Annotated in this window: 26 protein-coding genes, 1 tRNA gene and 1 pseudogene; 19 read left to right on the top strand and 9 right to left on the bottom strand. The window is 40.0% G+C overall.

The window, feature by feature from the left end; translation table 11 throughout:
- The first annotated feature begins 44 nt into the window (after nt 1-44).
- A complete protein-coding gene (locus tag Q7A53_RS18750; protein WP_411790734.1) occupies nt 45-449 on the top strand; it encodes a GNAT family N-acetyltransferase in 405 nt (134 codons plus the stop codon).
- 390 nt (nt 450-839) lie between these two features.
- On the opposite strand, the gene Q7A53_RS18745 is transcribed toward Q7A53_RS18750, so the two are convergent.
- The gene (locus Q7A53_RS18745) at nt 840-1,613 is read right to left on the bottom strand and encodes an SDR family NAD(P)-dependent oxidoreductase (RefSeq protein WP_411790733.1); all 774 of its coding nucleotides are present in this window, start codon (nt 1,611-1,613) and stop codon (nt 840-842) included.
- 351 nt (nt 1,614-1,964) lie between these two features.
- Between Q7A53_RS18745 and trpE the strand changes: the two genes are divergently transcribed.
- From trpE to Q7A53_RS18710, 7 genes are read left to right on the top strand one after another with little or no spacing between them, the layout of a single operon-like run.
- Entirely contained in the window at nt 1,965-3,473 is a 1,509-nt protein-coding gene (gene trpE, locus Q7A53_RS18740) for an anthranilate synthase component I (RefSeq protein ID WP_411790732.1), read from the top strand.
- The gene (gene trpD / locus Q7A53_RS18735; protein WP_411790731.1) at nt 3,470-4,489 is read left to right on the top strand and encodes an anthranilate phosphoribosyltransferase; all 1,020 of its coding nucleotides are present in this window, start codon (nt 3,470-3,472) and stop codon (nt 4,487-4,489) included. The genes trpE and trpD overlap by 4 nt, the downstream gene beginning before the upstream one ends.
- Nucleotides 4,482-5,243, top strand: coding sequence for an indole-3-glycerol phosphate synthase TrpC (trpC, locus tag Q7A53_RS18730; RefSeq protein ID WP_411790730.1), 762 nt, complete (start codon nt 4,482-4,484; stop codon nt 5,241-5,243). The genes trpD and trpC overlap by 8 nt, the downstream gene beginning before the upstream one ends.
- Nucleotides 5,240-5,899 carry a phosphoribosylanthranilate isomerase gene (locus Q7A53_RS18725; RefSeq protein WP_411790729.1) on the top strand — a complete coding sequence of 220 codons (660 nt, stop codon included), beginning with the start codon at nt 5,240-5,242 and terminating at the stop codon, nt 5,897-5,899. The genes trpC and Q7A53_RS18725 overlap by 4 nt, the downstream gene beginning before the upstream one ends.
- Nucleotides 5,880-7,085 (top strand): tryptophan synthase subunit beta, encoded by a 1,206-nt coding sequence (gene trpB / locus Q7A53_RS18720; RefSeq protein WP_411790728.1) that lies wholly within the window; start codon nt 5,880-5,882, stop codon nt 7,083-7,085. Before Q7A53_RS18725 ends, trpB begins: the two co-directional genes overlap by 20 nt.
- The gene (trpA, locus tag Q7A53_RS18715) at nt 7,075-7,875 is read left to right on the top strand and encodes a tryptophan synthase subunit alpha (RefSeq protein ID WP_411790727.1); all 801 of its coding nucleotides are present in this window, start codon (nt 7,075-7,077) and stop codon (nt 7,873-7,875) included. The genes trpB and trpA overlap by 11 nt, the downstream gene beginning before the upstream one ends.
- Before the next feature lie 36 nt (nt 7,876-7,911).
- Nucleotides 7,912-8,493, top strand: coding sequence for an anthranilate synthase component II (locus Q7A53_RS18710; RefSeq protein ID WP_411790726.1), 582 nt, complete (start codon nt 7,912-7,914; stop codon nt 8,491-8,493).
- A gap of 170 nt (nt 8,494-8,663) precedes the next feature.
- Here the strand turns inward: Q7A53_RS18710 and Q7A53_RS18705 are convergent, their stop codons facing one another.
- The 5 genes from Q7A53_RS18705 to Q7A53_RS18685 all read right to left on the bottom strand — a co-directional run bounded on the left by Q7A53_RS18705 (nt 8,664) and on the right by Q7A53_RS18685 (nt 13,388).
- Nucleotides 8,664-10,328: a peptide ABC transporter substrate-binding protein gene (locus Q7A53_RS18705; RefSeq protein ID WP_411790725.1), complete on the bottom strand. Its 1,665-nt coding sequence runs from the start codon at nt 10,326-10,328 to the stop codon at nt 8,664-8,666.
- A gap of 314 nt (nt 10,329-10,642) precedes the next feature.
- Nucleotides 10,643-11,479 carry an alpha/beta fold hydrolase gene (locus Q7A53_RS18700; protein WP_411790724.1) on the bottom strand — a complete coding sequence of 279 codons (837 nt, stop codon included), beginning with the start codon at nt 11,477-11,479 and terminating at the stop codon, nt 10,643-10,645.
- A gap of 19 nt (nt 11,480-11,498) precedes the next feature.
- Nucleotides 11,499-11,924: a PH domain-containing protein gene (locus Q7A53_RS18695; protein ID WP_411790723.1), complete on the bottom strand. Its 426-nt coding sequence runs from the start codon at nt 11,922-11,924 to the stop codon at nt 11,499-11,501.
- Between the two features lie 119 nt (nt 11,925-12,043).
- Nucleotides 12,044-13,039, bottom strand: coding sequence for a hypothetical protein (locus Q7A53_RS18690; RefSeq protein WP_411790722.1), 996 nt, complete (start codon nt 13,037-13,039; stop codon nt 12,044-12,046).
- Nucleotides 13,026-13,388 (bottom strand): PadR family transcriptional regulator, encoded by a 363-nt coding sequence (locus Q7A53_RS18685; RefSeq protein WP_411790721.1) that lies wholly within the window; start codon nt 13,386-13,388, stop codon nt 13,026-13,028. The genes Q7A53_RS18690 and Q7A53_RS18685 overlap by 14 nt, the downstream gene beginning before the upstream one ends.
- 149 nt (nt 13,389-13,537) lie before the next feature.
- Here Q7A53_RS18685 and Q7A53_RS18680 point away from each other — a divergent pair, with 149 nt between their 5' ends.
- Complete coding sequence (locus Q7A53_RS18680; protein WP_411790720.1) at nt 13,538-14,128, top strand: phospholipase D-like domain-containing protein; 591 nt, start codon at nt 13,538-13,540, stop codon at nt 14,126-14,128.
- A 135-nt stretch (nt 14,129-14,263) separates the two neighbouring features.
- Nucleotides 14,264-14,336: transfer RNA gene (locus tag Q7A53_RS18675), tRNA-Ala, on the top strand.
- A 57-nt stretch (nt 14,337-14,393) separates the two neighbouring features.
- Here the strand turns inward: Q7A53_RS18675 and Q7A53_RS18670 are convergent.
- The 3 genes from Q7A53_RS18670 to Q7A53_RS18660 are packed head-to-tail and all read right to left on the bottom strand — an operon-like array spanning nt 14,394 to nt 16,150.
- Nucleotides 14,394-15,392, bottom strand: coding sequence for a tyrosine-type recombinase/integrase (locus tag Q7A53_RS18670; protein ID WP_411790719.1), 999 nt, complete (start codon nt 15,390-15,392; stop codon nt 14,394-14,396).
- On the bottom strand, nt 15,329-15,628 hold the full coding sequence (locus Q7A53_RS18665) for a hypothetical protein (RefSeq protein WP_411790718.1): 300 nt from the start codon (nt 15,626-15,628) through the stop codon (nt 15,329-15,331). Before Q7A53_RS18665 ends, Q7A53_RS18670 begins: the two co-directional genes overlap by 64 nt.
- A gap of 12 nt (nt 15,629-15,640) precedes the next feature.
- Nucleotides 15,641-16,150: an ImmA/IrrE family metallo-endopeptidase gene (locus Q7A53_RS18660; protein WP_411790717.1), complete on the bottom strand. Its 510-nt coding sequence runs from the start codon at nt 16,148-16,150 to the stop codon at nt 15,641-15,643.
- A gap of 231 nt (nt 16,151-16,381) precedes the next feature.
- Between Q7A53_RS18660 and xerA the strand changes: the two genes are divergently transcribed.
- From xerA to Q7A53_RS18615, 9 genes and pseudogenes are all read left to right on the top strand, one after another.
- Nucleotides 16,382-17,224, top strand: coding sequence for a site-specific tyrosine recombinase/integron integrase (gene xerA / locus Q7A53_RS18655; RefSeq protein ID WP_411790716.1), 843 nt, complete (start codon nt 16,382-16,384; stop codon nt 17,222-17,224).
- A gap of 229 nt (nt 17,225-17,453) precedes the next feature.
- Nucleotides 17,454-17,936, top strand: a complete 483-nt coding sequence (locus tag Q7A53_RS18650) for a hypothetical protein (protein ID WP_411790715.1) — start codon at nt 17,454-17,456, stop codon at nt 17,934-17,936.
- A gap of 110 nt (nt 17,937-18,046) precedes the next feature.
- Entirely contained in the window at nt 18,047-18,514 is a 468-nt protein-coding gene (locus Q7A53_RS18645) for a DUF2691 family protein (protein WP_411790714.1), read from the top strand.
- Between the two features lie 171 nt (nt 18,515-18,685).
- Complete coding sequence (locus Q7A53_RS18640; protein ID WP_411790713.1) at nt 18,686-19,096, top strand: hypothetical protein; 411 nt, start codon at nt 18,686-18,688, stop codon at nt 19,094-19,096.
- Between the two features lie 183 nt (nt 19,097-19,279).
- Nucleotides 19,280-19,654 (top strand): DUF2750 domain-containing protein, encoded by a 375-nt coding sequence (locus Q7A53_RS18635; protein WP_411790712.1) that lies wholly within the window; start codon nt 19,280-19,282, stop codon nt 19,652-19,654.
- Nucleotides 19,655-19,753: 99 nt separating this feature from the next.
- On the top strand, nt 19,754-20,305 hold the full coding sequence (locus Q7A53_RS18630; RefSeq protein WP_411790711.1) for a GrpB family protein: 552 nt from the start codon (nt 19,754-19,756) through the stop codon (nt 20,303-20,305).
- Nucleotides 20,306-20,468: 163 nt separating this feature from the next.
- Nucleotides 20,469-20,975, top strand: a complete 507-nt coding sequence (locus Q7A53_RS18625) for a nucleoside deaminase (protein WP_411790710.1) — start codon at nt 20,469-20,471, stop codon at nt 20,973-20,975.
- A 112-nt stretch (nt 20,976-21,087) separates the two neighbouring features.
- The gene (locus Q7A53_RS18620; protein WP_411790709.1) at nt 21,088-21,528 is read left to right on the top strand and encodes an NUDIX hydrolase; all 441 of its coding nucleotides are present in this window, start codon (nt 21,088-21,090) and stop codon (nt 21,526-21,528) included.
- Between the two features lie 116 nt (nt 21,529-21,644).
- A pseudogene (locus Q7A53_RS18615) lies at nt 21,645-21,885 on the top strand (hypothetical protein); the annotation flags it as partial.

Genomic DNA, 21,885 nt, shown 5'->3' with positions numbered 1-21,885 from the left:
ATAGTCTTAACTACACAAATCTGCAACGAAGAAAGGAAGATAACATGGAGACTATATTCATACGTTCTTTTCAAGAGAGTGATTTTTCTGCTGTTCAGGAGATGAACGAAAAGGAAGGATGGCACGGTCTTGCAGGAAGAAAGCAGGATACGCTGTACTCGTGGATCAATTCTGAGCCTGCTCTTATTGCTGCTGATGGAGATCAAGTGGTAGGGTATTTGAGAGGTCTGACTGATGGACTAGTCACACTTTATGTGTGTGAAGTGTTAATTAAAGAAGAGTATCGGAATCAGGGAATCTGTGAACAACTTATTAATGCTGCCCATGAATGTTATCCAAGAACCCGGGTAGAGATGCTTGCTACCGGTGATTCTCAAGAATATTATACAAAGAAAGGCTATAGACCTTTCTATGGTTTTAGAAAATCAGCTGAAGAAGTAAAGGCTTAGTAAAAATTAAAACCGCCAGAAACCTGTTACACACAGGTTTCTGGCGGTTTTTTAAGTCTCGTATATTAAGTCAGAGGGGGAAGGTCCCCCCTCTTGCAGCCGCTTGCTTAGCCCGGGGGATCTAACCGCTCCTCTCCGCTTTTGTTCATCCAGCTCCAGCGCCTAGCTGCTCGTGACATAAGCCATCCCATTCTGTGGCAAAAACCGCCACGGCATGGTTTTGCTTATGCATGTCGCAGCTTCCCAAGGCGCTTCCGCTTTTGTATCATCCAGCTGCGAGTCGCAGATCCACACGGTTCTAAGCCATCGACTTCCAGAGGGGGAAGGTCACCCCTCTTGCAGCCGCTTGCTTAGCCCGAGGGATCTAACCGCTCCTCTCCGCTTTTGTTCTTACGGTCGGTCTACGTAGTGGGCGAGTTTTGCTCCGATGGAACGGGGGATGATTTTGGCGGCATAGGCCATGGATTGATTTGCTTTTCCTGGAATGACGACGCGTTTGCCTTTTACAAATCCAAGGAATCCTGCTTTGGCTACGTCTTTAGGTGACATGGTGCTGTTCACTAACTTAGTATTTTCCGCTTTGGCAGCTTTGAAGAAGTTGGTATCCGTTGCTCCTGGACACAGTGAAGTAATGGTGATTCCTGTGCCTTTCAGTTCCTCGACTAAAGCTTCTGTCAATGACAGGACGTAAGCTTTGGAGGCATAGTAGACGGCCATTCTTGGGCCTGGCTGAAAAGCTGCTGTGCTTGCTACATTAATGATTCCTTTAGGAATATCATATAATGGAGCAGCTTTCATATCTTGCAGGAAGTGATGAGTTAATTCGGTTAATGCGTTAACATTCAATTGCAGCATTTTTTGCTGCTCAATCAGAGGAAGTTCATCGAACGGTCCATTCAATCCAAAGCCTGCATTGTTGACCAGGACTTCGACCGTCTGACCGTTATCCTTCACCTTGTGGTATAATTTCTCAGCTGCTCCTGGCATGGATAGATCAAGAGGAATGATGGTTACCTCATGTTCGCTAAGTTCTTGCTTGAGTTTTTCTAGCTTTTCTTCCGTTCGGGCAGTGACAATGAGTTTATATCCTGCTTTGGCAAATAAGTGAGCGAATTCGTAGCCGATACCGCCGGAAGCGCCTGTAATGAGGGCTGTTGGTTTCAATGTAAATCTCTCCTTTACTATTCGTGTAATCTTGGACTTAATTTTATACATAAATGGCGGTGGGAACAAATATTTACATTCATCTGCCTGGAAATGGATGTAGGAAACAAGAACGGTTGACAATGTTATCTGAATTATATACACTGTTCAAAAGCATTGAGATTAGTATAGAGCAGAGAATGAGAATAGCAGAGTTGAGGCAAGGGATGAGCAGAGCTAAGTGAGCACAGGGAGAGATGGACGAAGGAGCCGTCGGATCGCCTGGGCCGGTTTCTTCTAAATTATTATCATCCACCCATCATTTTACCCCTCAACATCTCATTCTCCATAACATTATGGAGAGGTGAGCCAATGACCACATATCAATCCTTTGTACGTGCGGCAGATTCGTATCGTACAATTCCCGTAACCCAATCATTTTTCACAGATACCTTAACCCCTATTCACATGTTTCATGCCTTAAAGGATGAAGCGGTTTATATGCTTGAAAGCCAGGACCCTGAATCGCCATGGTCTAATTTCTCATTCATTGGACTTGATCCCATGGTTGAAATCAAGCAGCAAGGCGAACATTTTGCTATTCAAGATCTTCACAACCAGGAAGAACGGTATGAATCTTCTTTAAAGGAAGCATTTGAGAACGTTGTGGAGCATCTACAAGTGAAAGAAGCTGAGGTTCCCCTTCCATTTAAGGGCGGCGGAGTAGGGTACATTAGTTACGATGCAATTTCAGATTATGAACCTGTACCGAGAGCAATAGAGGATGATTTGAAGTTATCCAATTATCACTTCATCTTCTGCCAAACCTTAATCGCCTATCATCACAAAACGAAAGAAACAACCATTTTATCGTTCGCCCGCCTTAATCAGCAAGTCAATTTAAACGAGCAGTATGACCAAGCGAGACAGCGGATCAAAACGGTTCAGAAGAAATTGACGCAGCATAGTTTTCTTCCGGATCTTATGCTTTCGGACGAGGCGCCTGAAAATAAGGAACCATTGCTTAAGAGTAATTATGAAGCGGAGCAGTATAAAGCAGACGTAGAAAAGATAAAAGAATACATTCGATCCGGTGACATCTTCCAAGCGGTCCTTTCTCAGAGGTTTCAGGCAAATACGAAGCGGACAGGGTTTGAACTGTATCGGGTTCTGAGAAAAGTGAATCCATCGCCTTATATGTTTTATTTGAAATTTAAAGATGTAGAGGTCATCGGAAGTTCTCCGGAGCGTCTGCTTGAAGTTCAAGATGGAAAGCTTGAGATTCATCCGATTGCCGGCACCCGAAAGCGGGGGGCGACTCCTGAAGAAGATTTAGAGCTTGAGAGAGATTTACTTGCTGATGAAAAAGAGCAGGCAGAGCATCGCATGCTCGTAGATCTTGCTAGAAATGATGTTGGACGCGTAGCAGAATTTGGTTCTGTGACCGTACCTGAATATATGACGATTGGTCTGTTTTCAAAAGTGATGCACATTATTAGTAAAGTCACAGGTGATTTAAGGGATGGTATCTCTCCAATAGAAGCTTTAATTTCTGCTTATCCGGCAGGGACCCTTTCAGGAGCACCGAAAGTTAGAGCGATGCAGATTCTTAGAGAGCTTGAGCCGACCCCTCGTCATCTGTATGGCGGCGGTATTGTATATTTAGGATTTGATGGAAATATCGATTCCTGTATTACAATTCGGACGATGACGCTAGTCAACAATCAAGTATATATTCAAGCAGGAGCAGGCATCGTTGCTGATTCTGATCCCGAAGCAGAATATCAGGAAACATTAAATAAAGCGAGTGCGTTAAAGCGCACGATTCAGTTAGCAGAGCAGGTATTTGAGCAGAGCAGAGAAGGAGTGGAGACGAGATGAAAGAATTGTTGAGCAGAGTGGTAGCAGGAGAGAAGATGAGCGAGCAGGAAGCATTTGAAATGATGGATACGATTATGAATGGCCAGGCAACAACAGGACAACTGATGAGCATGCTTAGTGTGATGCGCTATCGTGGCGAAACGGTCGAAGAAATGACCGGTTTCGTTCAGGCCATGAGAAAAAATATGACACGGTTATCTGTGGAAGACGATGAAATCGTAGATACTTGTGGAACGGGAGGAGACGGATCCTCTACTTTTAATGTATCCACTGCCGTTTCTATCGTTTTAGCAGCTATGGGCGTTAAAGTTGCCAAGCATGGCAATCGTAAAGTTTCCTCTAAAAGCGGGAGTGCAGACGTGCTTGAGCGTCTTGGAGTTCCGATTGATACGACTCCGGAACAGGGAGCAGAGGCACTGAGAACTAAAGGAATGACATTTATGTTTGCCCCGCTTTACCATCAAGCGATGAAGCATGCCGGCCCGGCTCGTCAAGAATTAGGCTTTCGCACAGTATTCAACTTGCTTGGACCGATGTCTAACCCTGCCAATGCTAAGCGTCAGCTGATTGGAATTTATGATACGTCTTATGCTGAAAAAATGGCAGAAACTCTTCATAAACTGGGTTCAAAGCATGTCCTGTTAGCGACCGGCCGTGATGGGCTTGATGAAATTACAATGACAGGGACCACCGATATCGTCGAACTCAAGGATGGTGAAATCAACCGTTTCACTGTGACTCCTGAAGACTTAGGTCTAATGAGAGGGAATCTGGAAGACATTCAAATTACTCATACGGAAGAGAGTGCAGCCATCATTCAGCAAGTGATTGATGGAACAGCGATAGAGAGTGCAACTACGATTGTAACGATGAACGCTGCTGCTGGTTTGTATGTTGCCGGTAAAGTGAATAACCTTAAGGAGGGCGCCGAACTTGTTCAAGAAGCTCTCAAGAGCGGAAAGGTTAAGCAATATTTCGAAACCATCACAGTAAAGGAGAATCGTCAGTATGCTTGAGACCATCTTAGCTGTTAAATCACAGGAAAATCAGCGTCTTTATTTACCGGAAGAGCAAGAAGTTACTCATTATTCCCTAAAGGATTCTCTATTATCAGCTCCATACATTGCTGGATTAATAGCCGAGGTAAAGAAAGCTTCCCCCTCCAAAGGGATTATCCGAGAGGACTTTAACCCTGTTAAAATTGCTCACAATTATGATCAAGCCGGGGTCCAGGCGATTTCAGTGTTAACGGACCAGCATTTCTTTCAAGGTCATCGAGATTTCTTAACAGATATAAAGAAAGTGGTAAAAGTGCCCGTGCTGAGAAAAGATTTTATAATCGATCCCGTCCAAATTGTGGAGAGTGCCTATATCGGTGCAGATGCGATTCTGTTAATCGGAGAGGCTCTTGAACCGAAGAAGCTGCATGAATTTTATCTGCAGGCACGCGAGCTTGGGTTAGAGGTACTGGTAGAAGTTCATAGTGAAGAAACGTTAGATGGAGTGCTCAATGAATTTACACCGCAAATTCTGGGAATCAACAATCGTAATCTTCATACCTTTGAGACGAAGTTATCGCAAACGGAACGGATGGCTTCTCTTGCTCCTAAAGAATCCCTGCTTGTTTCAGAGAGTGGTATTTTTACTCATGATGATATCCAAGAAGTTGTCAACTATGGGGCCAAGGCTGTCCTCGTTGGAGAATCATTAATGCGACAGGACCATTTAGGCCGCGCAGTTGAAAAGTTGATGAGTGGGGTGAGTGTATGATCAAGGAGCCAGTGGTTAAGCTTTGCGGGAACCGGTCTCTATCAGACTTGACTAAGAGCAGTTCCTCAAACGCCTCTCATCTTGGATTAATTTTTGTAAAGAAAACCAAACGATATGCAAGGCCAGAACGTGTGGGACAATGGCTCAAAAGCATTCGTCCAAAGCAAAAGCTAGTCGGTGTCTTCGTTGAACCTTCACTGGCAGAGCTTGAGGAAGTGATGACGTTTGTACCGCTTGATGTGATCCAGCTTCACGGGAATGAAACGGTCTCTGATCTGTTAAAAATCAAAGAAAGCTTCGGGCTGCCTGTATGGAAGGTGATTCATCATCAGCAGGATGGTCTGGACAATATGAAGCTGTTTCAGGGAGTCGCAGACGGATACGTGATCGATTCTAAGGTGGAAGGTGCTTACGGAGGTGCCGGGGTGAGTTTTGATTGGCAAGCCATCGATCAGTACCGTGAAGCGGCACATGAACAAGATGTTCCTTTCTTAATTGCTGGAGGGATTAACCCCGGTAATATTAAAGATCTCATGAACTACTCACCTGAAGGAATTGATATCTCAAGCGGAACCGAGACCAATGAACAAAAAGATTTAGCAAAAATACAAGCCATAATGAAAGAGGTGGATCGCTATGCAACAAGTGTTTCCTGATATGAAAGGACGATTCGGTGATTTTGGAGGTAAATATGTACCGGAAACGTTAATGGGTCCGCTTCAAGAACTGGAAGAAGCGCTTGATGATGCAATGAATGATTCAGCATTTATAGAAGAATATCATCATGTTCTTAAGGAATATGGCGGACGTCCAACCGCACTTTCTTTTGCTAATCAAGTAACAGAGCACTTCGGAGGTGCAAAAGTTTACTTGAAAAGAGAAGATTTAAATCATACCGGTGCTCACAAATTAAATAATGCGATCGGCCAAGCCTTGTTAGCGAAACGAATGGGAAAAAAGAAGATCATCGCGGAAACGGGAGCCGGTCAGCATGGCGTTGCCTCTGCTACTGTGGCTGCCAAATTCGGTTTGGATTGCCAAGTATTTATGGGAGAGGAAGACATTCGTCGTCAGGAGCTCAATGTGTTTCGGATGAAACTGTTAGGAGCTGAAGTGTTCCCAGTATCGAGCGGAAACGGGACATTAAAGGATGCGACCAACGAAGCGATTCGTTACTGGGTAGCGAATTGTGAAGATTACTTCTATTTAATTGGTTCCGTTGTCGGACCGCACCCTTATCCGCGTATGGTCCGCAATTTCCAACGTGTGATCGGTGATGAGTCGAAGGAACAATTTCTGCAAGTAGAAGAAGAGCTTCCGAATCGGATTTACGCATGCGTAGGCGGAGGCAGTAACGCAATGGGAATGTTCTATCCTTTTCTCGAGGACGATGCAGAACTCATCGGTGTGGAAGCAGCTGGGAAAGGCATTGATACACCGGAACACGCAGCTACGTTAACGAAAGGTACCCCGGGTGTTATTCACGGATCTCTTACGTATTTGATGCAAGATGAAAATGGCCAGATCACGGAGCCGTATTCGATTTCAGCTGGGCTTGACTATCCGGGCATTGGTCCTGAACATGCCCACCTCTTTAAAACACGCCGCGTCCGGTATGAATCGGTCACAGACCAGGAAGCGTTAGATGCGCTTAAACTATTAACCGAACAAGAAGGCATCATTCCAGCGATTGAAAGTGCTCATGCACTGGCGCAAGCGTTTAAGGAAGCGGGCAGTATGGGGAAAGAAGAGACTATTCTTATTAACCTTTCCGGCCGCGGAGACAAGGATATGGCAACATTAATGGAGCACTTTGATGAGGAGGCCGAGCATGCTGACTAAAACATCTTTCCAAGGAAAATTAACCAAAACAGAAGATTTATTTATTCCTTTCGTGATTGCAGGAGATCCAACCCCTGAACTAACGATTGAATTTGCTCTTCGCTTGCAGGAAGCGGGAGCGGATGTCCTTGAGCTCGGTGTTCCCTATTCAGATCCTTTGGCAGACGGACCGACGATACAGCGGGCAGCTAAGCGCGCGCTTAAGGCAGGAATGTCTTTGCGTGAAGCGATTAAGTTAGTGCCGAGACTTCGTGAAGCTGGAGTAGAGATCCCGGTGGTTATTTTCACTTACTATAATCCTGTTCTTCAAGTAGGTCATGATGAATTCTTTGAATTGTTAGCCGAGAATGGAGTCGAAGGAGTTCTCGTTCCTGATCTTCCTTTTGAAGAAAGTGGGGAATTCCGAGAACAGGCAGCAGCCAATGACGTGGAATATATTTCTCTTGTTGCTCCTAATTCAGATCAACGGATTAAACAGATCGCCGAGCATGCAAAAGGCTTTCTTTATTGTGTTTCCACGCTTGGAGTCACAGGCGAGAGAAATGAAATGTCTAAGGAAGCTCTATCATTCATTGAAAAGGTGAAAGAATTCAGTCCTGTTCCTGTAGCGGTAGGATTCGGAATTTCAACGAATGAGCACGTAAAATTAGTGCGGGAATATGCCGATGGAGTTATAATAGGAAGTAAGATTATCCGTCTTATAGAAGATAAATTAGACGAGTTAAGTTCTAATCCACAGGCGGCATTACAGAAATTCAGTGAGGAAATCAATGAACTTGTGAAAATGTAAAAATATTAAGCAGAGCCATAGAGGAGCTGAGTAGAGTTGATTTATATGATTGATCACTACGACTCTTTCACCTACAACCTTGTTCAATATTTAGGCGAGTTTGGGGAAGAAGTACTCGTTCGGAGAAATGATGAAGTTACCTTCCAGGACATTGATGAGGTACGCCCGGATCTGATCTTTTTATCTCCAGGGCCCTGTTCTCCAGATGAAACAGGGATCACCATGGATGTTATTCAGCATTATAAAGACAAGATCCCGATTTTCGGCGTGTGCCTCGGTCATCAGGCAATTGCTCAAAGCTTTGGCGGCAATGTCGTCCGAGCGGATAAGCTGATGCACGGCAAGTCCTCGCAGATTTTCCATGATGGACTCGGCATTTATCATGGACTGAATAACCCAATGGAGGCTATGCGCTACCATTCACTTATTGTGACGTTAAAAGGATTGCCGGAATGCTTTGAAGTGACAGCTGCCACAGTTGAAGGAGAAATTATGGGCATCCGCCATTTAGAGTATCCGATTGAAGGCGTTCAATTTCACCCGGAATCCATTGGAACCAATGATGGCAAGCAGCTATTGAAAAATCTAATAGAAGAACGAATTAAAGCCTTGATTTAAAGCTGACTCCAGTGAGAGTCGGCTTTTTTTTATGCGATCGAATTGGATAGCCAAAGTGAAATTTGAGTCATCGTGGTCAACAAGAGGAAGTCGCAGCTAAAAAGTCCGTCACCGCCTAAGGCGCATAAAAAAGGATCACCCGCTCCTAAGAGAAGGTGATCCTCGTTATATTACTTTTCAATATAAGCATATTTATAGGTGTAGTCAGGTCCCATTGGATTAGCAGTCACGTTCTTCACGTAAGGCTTCCATAACTGGGCCTTAGCTCTTTGATAAAGAGGTGCGATGACGGCATCTTCCTGGACAAGCATTTTCTCTGCTTTTAAGAAGGCCTCAAATCGTTCTACTGGTTTTTGAGCAAGCTCATCTCCAGCTTTCTTGATAAGCGCATCATACTCCTTACTTGAATAGCCGGTTTTATTGTTTCCTCCATCCGTAACCCAAAGGTTCAGGAAGGTGTTAGGGTCAATATAGTCAGGGCCCCAACCATAGTTTTCAATATCATAATCCATTTCTTCATCCCGCTTCAAGCGGACTTTAAATGGCACACTTTCTACTTTAACAGTTAATCCATCAAGCTGCTCCAGCTGATCTTTAATGTAAGCATCTAGGTTCTTAGCGACTTCAGTATCACCGCCGAGGTATCTCAAATCAGCTTTCTCAATGCCAAGTTCTTTCTTGGCTTTATTCCATAGTTCCTTAGCTTTATCAACGTCTGATTGAACAAGATCGCCGTTGATTTTACGGAAGTCTTCTCCGGATTCAGGATGTTTAACGAAATTCTGCGGCATATATCCATTAGCGGCAATAGAACCATTGTTTAAAATAACATTGGCCATGCTCTCACGGTCCACTACCATTTGAATCGCTTTTCGGGCGTTAAGATTGGAAAGGACCTTGCTGTTTTGATTCATTTTTAAGAAGAAAACGGTCGGTTCTTCTTCAACTTTAAATTCATCCGAAGAACGATATTCGTCCACAAACTCAGAGGACAAGCCCACTCGGTCGACCGCATCTGTTTCATAAAGATTAACGGCAGAAGCGGTATCCTTGACTACTTTAACCGTGATCTTATCGAGTTTGACTTTGTCTGCATCCCAGTAATCAGGGTTTTTCTCAAGTGTCCAACCTTCTCCATGATTCCATTCCTTCATAATAAAAGGGCCATTGGAGAGCAGTCCGTCTGCTTCCATTGCATATTGGTCGCCTTTATCTTTTACAAATTTCTCATTAAGCGGAAGGAAGGTGCCAAAAGCAGTCATGGATTCAAAATAAGGAATCGGCTTCTTAAGAGTGACTTCGAACGTATAGTCATCCACCGCTTTCACTCCCAATTTATCAACAGGCATATCTCCTTTGGAAACTTCTTCTGCATTCTTAATCACGCCGTCCATCATATAAGGACCATATTCAGAACCGGTGTCTGGATCAATCGCACGCTGCCAGGCGAACACAAAATCTTTTGCCGTAACTGGATCCCCGTTGGACCACTTAGCATCGTCACGTAAATGGAAGGTCCAAGTCAAACCATCATCGCTTACATCATGATTCTTAGCAATTCCTGGTTCTGTCTCCCCATCTTTCCCCAGGCGATAAAGACCGTCTTTTGTAGAACCTAACCATTGTGCCGCCAGAGCATCAATGGTTAAGGAAGAATCCATAGTCGGAATCTCGGCTCCTTCTGTCAGGTGCAGCACTTGTTCTGCGCTTCCTGAGGAATCATTTCCTTCATTTTCAGATGAACTCGTATCTGAGTCACTGCTTCCTGAGCAAGCCGCAAGAAACAAACTCATCATCAGGGTAAAAACTAATAACAGCCCATTAGTTTTTTTCATGTAAAAGCAACCTCCTTGAAAAATTTGAATTTTATGTATATTACAAACACGTTAAAAATTATACATTCAGTTGATAGATTCTGCAACTTCATGACTACGCTGGAAATAGCCATTACTAGTTTGCTATCTGTGGTTACTTACTAATAATGAATCAAAAGTTTTAAGAAAGCGCTATCATCATTGGGGGGTTGGTAGGTCTAAAGTGGTGGTGAATTCTATTTATAGAGGACTTTTATACGAAAAATAAAAAGATCTTACCTATTCAATTTTGCAGTGCGCAGAACACTAATTAGATTTCCTTTTATTAGAGACCTCTAAGGATTCACAGGCCATAGTTCAATAACCGTCTCTGCGACCAATGCCGGCTTGTCCCAATGAAGAAGGTGGGTAGTATGCGGTACAGTTCTCATTTCTGCACCGGTTTGTTCCACGAACCTCTGCCGGGTTTCTTGGTAATAAGAGTTCTCATTTTTCGGGGTAAGGAGAAGGATATTCTTCTTCTGAAGCAGCGAGTAGATGTCTGCGGTTTCGTGCTTGTGCATGGCTAGGATAATATGTTTAGCCGTTTCTCCAGAGGCGTGCCAGATAATTCCCCCATTTTTTTCACGGCCAAGATCTCTCACTGCTTTTTCAAGAAGAGGAGACCACCTTGTGTAAACAGCTTGCTCTGCTGCTAAAAATTCCTGCCAAGCTGCAAACCTATATTCATTAAAATCTTGTTCGTAATGAGCGATTTCTTCCTCCAGTGTCTTCGTCATTCGATGCTTTGTCTGATAGCCGCCATCGATCAGCAATGAACCCTTAACCCGGTTGGGGAAGAGGACTAAATAATACAATGCCGCGAAGCTACCCCAAGAGTGAGAGAGAAAATAGAAATCTTCTATTTTCAGAAGATCGAACAGCTTATCAAGCCAGACGGCCATGTGCGGCAGTTCATAACTGACTGAAGAGTTGAAGGGAGGAGTATTTCCGTGACCAGGAGCATCGATGGAGATTAAACGATACTTATCTTTCAGTTTTTCAGCGATTTCTATGAAACTAAGTCCTGTACTGCCCAGCCCGTGTAGGCAGAAAACAACGGGAGTATTCGCGCTTCCCCATTCCGTTACTTGGACGGACATTTCCTTATGATTTAACACATAGCGGCGCAATGTCACCTCTCCTTTCTATTCATTTTTCAATATTTGCATCAGGGCAGTAATCATCCAATTGCTTTAGAAAATCTTCTCGGTGTCTTGGAGACATGATTGCCATCCCATAGTTTGTGAGTAAAATTTCAATCCGTTGTAAAGAAAGAGCCGGACTGGACATGGGCGTTCGTGTCCTTTTAGCTGCCTTAACATTCTCCAGGTCAATGGTCTTTCGAAAAGGGCCGGAGCGAATGATGATATGCTTCTCGGTTAAAAGGTAGTAAGTAGAATTCCACACCCACAGAAGAATCCCTGGAATTCCGGCGATTAATAGCATTAAAATGAATCCTTCCAGCTGTCCTGGATTCGTAAAAAAGAGAGCATGCACCCCGCCATAAGACGTAGACAGTATACCTAACCAAATCACCAGCGTAATCCACAAGTCTCTCTTTGAAGCATACTTCACCGCCCTCGCTCCTTTCCTCTGATTTGTCTTCATTTACGGTTACGCCATGCAGAAAGTTTCAATTAGGATCACCTTCAAAAAAAATCCTTCCAGAGTCACGCCGGAAGGGAAAGAGAATACTATTTTTTGTAGGTGTGATAAAAGGCAATCGCTGTATCAATGAGCAGTGTCAGGACAAAACCGATCAACGCCCATTTCTTACAATTTTCCCAGATGCTCTGTATTTTAGCGTAGGTTTCACTCTGCACGTCTATATCTTTGTAATGACTTAACTGGACCATGAAATCAGGGTTCCAATGCAAAAGGAACAGAACAACTACTAAGGTTAGTCCATTTATGAATAGTGTCCACAGGGCGATTTTTTTCGTCCAGTTTTTCTGCATTAATTTAATCGCATCTTTTAGAATGACCATTCCCAAGAGAAAATAAATGACTGGAAGAAACCCTGGAAAGCCATCTGTTTGAAAGAAGGGGATAAAGGCCATGGAATCCTCTTCTTGGGAAATAGGTAGACTTAGAAAATGATTTGAATTACTGACAAATACAAGGACCGCCACAGAAAAAATAATTCCGGCAATGGCATCTCCCTTTTTAATTTTTCTTTTCCGATCGGGCAGAGGCGGGAGAGAAGATGGTTTCCAATTTGTCTTTCTGCCCTTTTTAACTTCCTCTGGCAGTGCCCCTGTATATTCAGCAATGGCAAATCCGATCGTTACCCAGGCAAATAGTTGAGCTCCTGTTGAAATTAATAAAAAAATATAATCAATGAACTGACCGATGATATCGTGAGGATCCAACATGGTTTTCACGATCCACACGACTGTCATTGAGACTGCCATAGAAATAAGCACAATCTTTAAGATCCATCGATAAGAATAAAATAGCTCCGGACTAATTAGATAATTTCCAGGAGCTCCATATTTGATTGCCAATTCATTTGGATTTCCAAGCTCAAACAGTACACCTTCTACATCAGCCTCCGTCCATTCCCAGCCGTCCGTTCTCTCTGTGAGCATATCTTCAATTAATCCCCGTAATTCCTCAGCAATGTCTTCCCGCTGATTTTTCGGAAGTCGCTGAGTGACTGCATAAATATAGCGTTCAATCATCTCCATCTGATGGATCCTCCTTTGGTTCGATTAATTCTTCCATACTACGGGCGATCTTCCGCCATTCGATACAAAGCTGGTTGTATACTGTTTTTCCTGTAGAACTTAACAAATAATATTTCCGTGGCCGTGCTTCATTTGTGTCCCACTGGCTCTTGAGCAGCCCTTGTTTTTCAAGTCTGCGAAGCAAGGGATATAGGGTACCAGGTTCCACTTCGATCCCTTTATCTTTTAAAGTAGTAACCAGGGAATACCCGTAATGCGGTTCATAAAGCTGGCTTAAGACCCCGATCGTTATCGTGCCCCGCCGCAGCTCTTGCAGCAATTTATCGACAAGTTCATTTACGTCGCTCATCACATCAACTCCTAGTTTTATTATACTGTATGACGCACACTATTGTATATAACGACATATTGGGTGGTGAATGCATTCTTTTAGATAAATGAAAGAATAGGACAAAATGTAACAGGCATATAGTTAATTATTCAGAAGGGGGAGTACAGATGGACTTGTTATCAGGCGGTGCTGCGACACTGATCATCGGCTCAATCACCTACACAGTCTACCTCATGTCTAAAAAAGAAAAGACGGTCATTTTAGAACCCAATAAAATCAAATACTTTTTCTCCAGGTCAGATCAATCTCCGAAACAGAAACTTATTGAGGTAATCGACAAATCCAAGCATACCCTGGATGTAGCCATCTTTACCTTGACGGAAAAGGACATCGTTACCCATATGTGCAAAGCCACCAAACGAGGCGTGAACGTACGGGTAATTACCGATAAAAATCAGACCAAAGACATTGAAAGACAGAAAGAAAATGTGGAGAGACTCGTGCAGGCAGGAGTACCCGTGAAGGTGAACGAACATGATGGACTTATGCATTTAAAGATCACGATTTCAGATAAACGCACCACGACTTCAGGATCCTATAATTTTACTTACACAGCAGAAGAGAAGAACGATGAAGTAATGCTGGTCATTAAGGATAAAGAAATGGCCGAGGACTGGACGAAGCAGTTTGATAAAATGTGGAACGACAACGCACGGTTCAGCAATGTTTCAGTAGAACCTGAAGAAAAAACAGCATAGAAAAAGGATTCTCCTGATTAAGTGAGGCAGGAGAATCCTATGAGTAATTTAATTAGTGATAAAAAAAGAGATTAGAAGTCTTGCAATTGAAAAAAAAGGGCGGTATAATCATTTTTGTCGCAACTAATTACATACGGGGCATTAGCTCAGCTGGGAGAGCGCTACACTGGCAGTGTAGAGGTCAGCGGTTCGAGCCCGCTATGCTCCACTAATAAAACCCTTGCGCTGCAAGGGTTTTTCTTATGTCTATGAAATGTATAAGAATCTATATTTTTCTTGTTGTTGACGATTTGTTGACGAATTTATCAGAAGGGGCATATTTATCGAATTGACTTGCTGTTTGCTTTGCTCTCTTTTTAGATATATGTCCGTAGATATCTGAAGTGATTTTAGAGCTAGAATGCCTTGCTCTTCTCTGAATAGCAGGTAAGTTCACGTCATCTTCTTCCATTAACAAAGCAACCATAGAGTGACGTAAATCATGTAATCTAATTATCTTTAAATTGTACTTCTTAATTATGCGCTTCCACTTAGTAGTAGGGGTTGTAAAATACAAAGCTTTTCCTGTGCCATGGTGAAAAAGGTACTCGTGATCTTCACCCTCCCAAAATTCCATCATCTTCATTTTTTCTATCTTCCATTGTTTGTGATAATTTTTTAAAAGTTGCATATACCATTCTGGCATAACTACAGAAGCTTTTGAGGATTTTGTTTTCGGATCCTTGATTATAGGCTTTCCCTTTTGGGTTCCTACAATGTTATTAACCACTTGAATTTCATTAGTATCGAAGTTAATATGACACCATTCTAGCGCAGTGAGCTCACCTCTTCTAAATCCACCAAAATGAGCCCCTAAGTAATAAATTCTCCACATAAGAGGCTCTTTATTAAGTGCTTCAATTACATCTCCGAGATCATCACTACTATAATATTGCATTTCTATTCTTTGTACTGAGGGTTTTTTAATTCCATCCATCGGATTATCTTTAATTATTTTCCATTCATAGGCTCTGGCGAAGATATTACATAAAGCATCATAGAACTTCCGAATTGTATCATCAGATAAATTATCTGGCTGTCCGTCTTTACGCTCGGTTTCTCCTGTACTTTTATCATCTAGGAATCTAATGATTTGAATGGTCTTAATGTCTCCAATTCTTTTTGGCCCGAAAACAGGCAATTTGTGATTCCTTAAGCTGCTCATGTAATTTTTAACGACAGTGGGGGAGAGTTCCTTAGTAGCATAACGATCATGCCATTCCAATACGAAATCACTAAGTATATTTTTTCGGGAGCTATATATTCTCCAGCTTCTACTTCAATCTGGAACTTCGCCAATTCTTTTTGTAAATAGTTTTCGAGTTTTCGATTAGTTTTTAGTAAGGCTTTATCGGTGATCCTAATAGTTTTAGTTCTCTTTTTTCTTTTCCCGTTGGCATCATAACCAACTTCCACTACCAATAAAAAGGAATTATCTCCACGCCTTTGGTAACTTGCCATAGCTTTCACCTCCTACTTATATCTTAAAGAGTCTCTATTGAATTGTTGGTACAAAAAGGTTCGTCGGTGTATTTGTTCTAATCGATATTTACAAAGGTGGTAAGAAACATTAAAGTCTTCTCTCCATTTTTCAATTAGGTCAGGATCGTTTAGGTTATATCTCTTTATCATGTGATACGTTAATGATGCATACAAGGTGAAATATTTTGCATCACGTTCTTGTAATTCTCTAAATGCTTTTGGCATCATCGTCTGTTTTCCAACATGGCGCACGGCTTGGCAAAGCTCATGAAAAAAATGCTCTCTTTGTGTGACATTACGCAAAGTGGAATTAAGAACTATTTCCTTATACATTCCAAATCTAATATAGCTTGACTCTACAGGTTTGTAGTCAATAAAGATATCATATCTCATGGCTATAAATTTTATATTGAGATCAGCAGGGTATTGAAAATTACGGCTAATGTACCAACTAGATATCCAATCTTCTAACGCAGTGGTATTGTACTTATGAAAATCCATACCAGTCACCTTCCTTGGTATGATTATGCGAACGTTCGTTCCGATTATCAACATTAAAAAACCATTTAGAAAAAAAACTTTAAAAGAGCCTATTGAATAAAAGGAGAGATAAAGCGGAATTAAAAGTAACAGATATAATCGGCATTTTAGCCTGTGGAAACTAAAAGTATATAACTTTATCTCCAGAAGCATAATGAGATTAACATTTATAGTTTTGGAGAGTGATAGAAGATGCTACTATCGGAAGCTTGGGAAAAGTATTATGTCGATAAAAAGATTGAGGGTTATTCATTACTGACATTGAAATCATACTGCTTACAATTCAATATGTTGGTGAGATACTTTGGAGAAGTTGATACAGAGGAAGTCTCTATAGATCAATTGAAAAGTTATTTGATTGAGGTGGGAGACCATTTGAAACCATCTAGTTTTGGACATAAGGTTCGTTTCCTTCGGTCTTTTTTTAAATGGTTATATGAACAAGGTGTAATCATTGATAATCCAGCAATCAAACTGAAAGAACCTAAGGTTGGTAAAAGAATCCCTAAATTTCTTACGGAGATGGAGATTGAACAACTAAGGGACTCATGCTCAACTCCTATGGAGAAAGCTTTATTCGAATTTTTTTATTCAACTGGTTGTCGTATCGGAGAAGTAGTAAAGCTGAATAGAGAGGATATTAATTTTTCAGCAAGATCGGTTATTGTAAGAGGAAAAGGAGATAAAGAAAGAGAAGTCTATTTCAATATTCGATGTTCGCTCTGGTTGAAGAAGTATTTAGAGGAGCGCAGTGATGAAGATGGTTGTTTATTTATTACAGAAAGAAGACCTAAAAAGAGAATGAGTGTAGAAATTATTCGATACATTATTAAACGGATCTCCAGCCGAGCAAATATCAATAAAGAAATACACCCTCACCAGTTAAGGCATAGTTATGCTACCCATTTGCTAAATAATGGAGCACCAATTGAAGTCATCCAAAGCTTGTTAGGGCATGAAAAAAGTGAAACCACAAAAATATATGCTCAATTAAGTGGTAAGTTAAGACAAGATTTCTACAGTAAATATTTTTAGGAGGTGTACCTATCCAAACGGTGCTCCTCCTATTTATTGTAAGAAAAGCTTGTGGAAAAGAGAGGGATTTGAAATAATTAATAGTAATTACAAACACAAATATCTCGAAACTGAGTCTTCAACTATAGGGCAGGTTAGTTGAAGACTCAGGTTCGAGATAATTTGGACATGATACAATAAATTTGTAGAGAAGCAGCCCTTTAATGACTTAGTAAAGGTAGGGAATAAAATGGATTATTTTTCACCTATAAAAGAAGAAGATTTAGCTGTAATAAGAACCGATAGAATGTCATTTGAACAGTATAATTGCGTTCATTCTTATCCAGTTCATAATGTTCATTCTTTTAAAAGAGTAATCGATGAACTTCCTTATGAAAGAATCCTTTTAGGAGTGGAATTGAGCAAAAATAATTACATTGGTGAAGAAGTAGATATTAAATTTGAATCAAAAGAAACATATCCTTTGAATAAATCAAGGAAGTACCTTGAAATGATTTACCATAAGAATGAATTCATCAAAGAGTCCGATTTAATTAATAATATTTACTTATCAGCTGAAGTAAATGATTTTGTTTTTTTGATTTTAAATCCAATAAAAGGTAAAAAATACTTTGACGGGTTAAGTGAAAAAGTTAGTGTTGATATAGAAGGAGAGCGCGAAAGAATCCTGTGGTTTGAATATGATGCCACTGATATCTATATTGTAAGTTGACTTTTCACTTTCTAGATTTATACCAGTTTCGATTAATCTGTAAACGTAGTGGATAGCTATGGCTTTTGCTTAATGAGCTAACAGAGCAGAATAATTAAAGAGGTGAAGTTGTGTTAAGAGGCATTCGTTTCGAGATACCAAATAAAATTGGAACTTTACTTGCGGATATGTTACAACCAATTGACATTACATTATATAATTGGATAAATCAAAATGAGGAGGCTTACTTTTTAACGGATGGTCAAATTGATAAACCGTTATTTCTTGAAGGTGAAAATGGTTTGGATGGAAACTTTCTTGAAAAAAGAATAAGAGACAATCTATATTATATAATTTTTGCAGACTTAAAGGCCTTTCCTAAAGGGGAGAAGGTTAATAATATTGATACATATGAAGAGTTTTTAGATAGTAACTGTAAACTAGTTTTATTAGTAGTTGACTCAGTTTACTCAACGATTTACTGCAAGGATAAAGAAAAAATAAAATTATTATACAGTAACGCAATAGAATGTAGCTTCAAAGATGTTCAATATATAACTGATGATAATGATGATAGAACAGGATTATCTGTTTGGTGATATTTTACTTATTACTTCTATAGTCTGTTATTCACTCCCAAATATCTAGATATCGAGTCTAAAACAATCGAGGGCGATTACTAATAGAGTAGTTGCAATTTCTTTAACTTACTGTAGATTATATGAATAAGATAATGGTAGTAAAAATTATAAACAAGTTGAGGGGATTGGATGGATAGAGAACTTGAAGAAGTAATTGTTAAAGCATTTTTTTCTAAGAGAATTCAACAGAGAGTTTTATTCGAATTACTTTCTCCCAAAAAACGAATGGATGCTATGGATAGATTATGCCATAATTATTTGTCTACACTACAAGAGGAATTTATGATTGAAATACCAAAGCCAAACTCCAACCCAAAAGAAATAGAGAAGTTATTGAAGAAACAAGGCTCTAGCAATGAATGTTATGCAATTTCTTGGAATGACTCTATCGATGGTAAGCATTTATCCTTAACTTCAGCTTTAGAAGTAGCAGTCGGTGAGGGATTTCCATCAATCATTTCGTGTATCCCTGGGAAACTAGCCTATTTTGAAGCAGAACAAGAATATGGATCCCCTCCAAGATTTATTTTGAAAAGATAAATTTATATGTGCAACTCTAGGGTGCTAAAGTAAAAGAATTGCAATAAATACCTCGACTTCGAGTCTTCCACAAATAAGGGCAATTCTGTAACAAAAGAACTGTCCCTCTTTAATCTTCGGGAAACATAGTTTAGATGTAGTGTTAAAATAAATGTAAACACCATCTAAAAAGGACTGTTGTTGATGAATAAGAGGGAATTTGAAGCATTAATCAATAAACCACCGAATATTAGATATGAGTATTTCATAAAGAAAGTTGTTGATTATGAAGAAGTGTGGGGCTTGTATGATGATGGATGGGCAACTGCTCTTGACGAAGAGAGTAATCTACTTATTCCTTTCTTCCCTAAAAAAGAGTTTGCAGAAAATTGTGCAAAAAATGAATGGGAAGGATATAAGCCAAGAGTGATTGATTTAACCGAATACATAAATGATTGGCTATCTGGAATGAGTAATGATGGAATTAAGCCTTCCATTTTCCCGAATGATGATAATACTGTTATGTTAAATATTGACGTACTTCTTGCGGATTTAGAAGATGAACTTGATAATTATTAATATAACGGGTGTTTAAGTAAAAGCACCAAACATATATCTCGAACTCAAGTCTTCCACAATATGGGGCGTTTCTTAATTGAGTGCAGAAAGGGGAGTACTATGAGAAAAGTCGAAGTACATTCATACGATGAAAGATGGTCCTTAAAATTTGTAGAGGAAGTTGAGAAACTTAAATACATTTTTGGAAATGAAATTGTAGATGTCCATCATATTGGAAGCACATCAGTTCCAGGTTTAAAAGCCAAACCAATAATAGACATTATGCCTATTGTTAGAGATATTGATCATGTTGATCTGTACAACCAAGACATGCTAGACATTGGATATGAACCAAAAGGTGAGAATGGAATAACTAGACGAAGATATTTCCAAAAAGGTGGTGACAATCGATCCCATCATTTACACATATACCAGGCCGGAAATTATGAAATAAAGAGACACTTAGCTTTTCGAGACTACTTAAGAGAACACCCAGGTGAGAAGAAGAAATATGGGGAACTAAAAGAAAAATTAGCTAAACAGTATCCCTATGATGTTGAAGCTTACATAAATGGTAAGGAAAATCTAGTTAAAGAGATAGAAGCGAAAGCGTTGCACTGGTTAAAAAAATTTAACGGTAGGATAAAGTGGAAAGTTTTTGAAATGAAATAACGTTAAGAATAATATGGCCAAAGAAGTATCTCGCATTCAAGTCTTCAAGATATGGGGGCGATTGCTCTATAAAGGGATCGCCCTTAATACATAAAAAGTATGTATTTACACAAATGGTGAAGATTATTTCGATAAAAAATGTTATCTGGAGGGAGTGGAATTTATGAATGTCGATAAGGATAGATATTTTTTAGAATTGGCAATAGAAGAAGCTGAAGCAGCTTTGAATGAAGACACTTATCCAATAGGTGCAGTAATAGTGGATGATAATAATAATTTAATCGCCAAAGGACGAAATCAAGTACATCCACATCAAGATGCCACAGCTCACGCTGAAATTGATGCAATACGAAATGCTGGTCAAGCTATTCTAAATGCAAAAGTAAGTCGTCAAAAATTCGCAATATACACTTCTTTAGAGCCTTGTCCAATGTGTACAGGTGGAATTTTATTTGCAAATATAAAAAAAGTAGTCTGGTTACTAAATGACGATTTAGGGTTTGGAGGTTACAGAAAAATAAAAGGAACAAATGTATTTGATGAAAGGTTTAATGAAGTTGAGTTAATTGAAGAACCATATGCTGATTTAAAAAATAGGCAAATGAAACTTATGACTAAATGGTCCAACAATCGAAACAACATTGTTAATTTAAGAAGTGCTGAAAAGTAGTCAGTTCATCTGCAACTAAAAGGTGCGTAAGTGAAAGTTCTGCTTTAATTATCTCGAATTCAAGTATTACGGAAACGGGGGCAACACTTAGATTAATGAAAAGAGGTGTCTGATGTATCCACGAGCAAAGTCTTTGGGATTAGTAATTCATAATGACTTATTATTACTCGAGCAATATAAAGGTAAGCATTCTAATGGAGAAGGAAATTATTATCGTCCTTTGGGTGGGACAATAGAATTTGGTGAGAGGTCAGATTGGACAGTAAATAGAGAATTTAAAGAAGAATTAGGAACCGAAGTAATTATTCAACGTTACATAACCTGTTTAGAAAACATATTTAAGATTAATGGTGATGTTGGGCATGAAATATTTCAAATTTACCTTGTAAATCTTAAAGAAGAATGGATGTATGACAAACCTTATCTTGAAGTGAAAGAGGGGACAAGGTCTTCTAAAGCTCTTTGGGTTCCAATTAGAAAGGTACTAGATGGAAATGAATTTATTTATCCAGAAGAACTTAGTCAAATAATTAGAAAGTATGTGTTATCTTGAATTCGAGTCTTACGTTAACTGGGGCGATAGATTAAATGTACTTTTCCTGCAATTTTTAATGGAAATTGATATATATTAGTTATGAAAATCACCTACATGGATCGGGGTAGTAAAGGATGTTTTTAAAAATTAAAAATGGACTTTTTAGAAAGAAAGATACAAAAGATAATGATCCTTATATTGCTGTTCCACAGAAGGATATTAACAGAAGCATGAAAGAGAAAATCAGGGATTTAGAAGAGCTTGCGGAAGAATTATGTCCAGATTTAACAAAGAAATATGAATTGGAATTCGAACATCATCAAATGAAGAATCTTAAAATTTGGGTTGTAAGAGACATTGACGGTGATGAGTTGG

This window comes from Halobacillus rhizosphaerae (assembly GCF_046719735.1).
Taxonomy (GTDB): Bacteria; Bacillota; Bacilli; order Bacillales; family Halobacillaceae; genus Halobacillus_B; species Halobacillus_B rhizosphaerae.
This window is presented reverse-complemented; position numbering and strand designations above follow the sequence as displayed.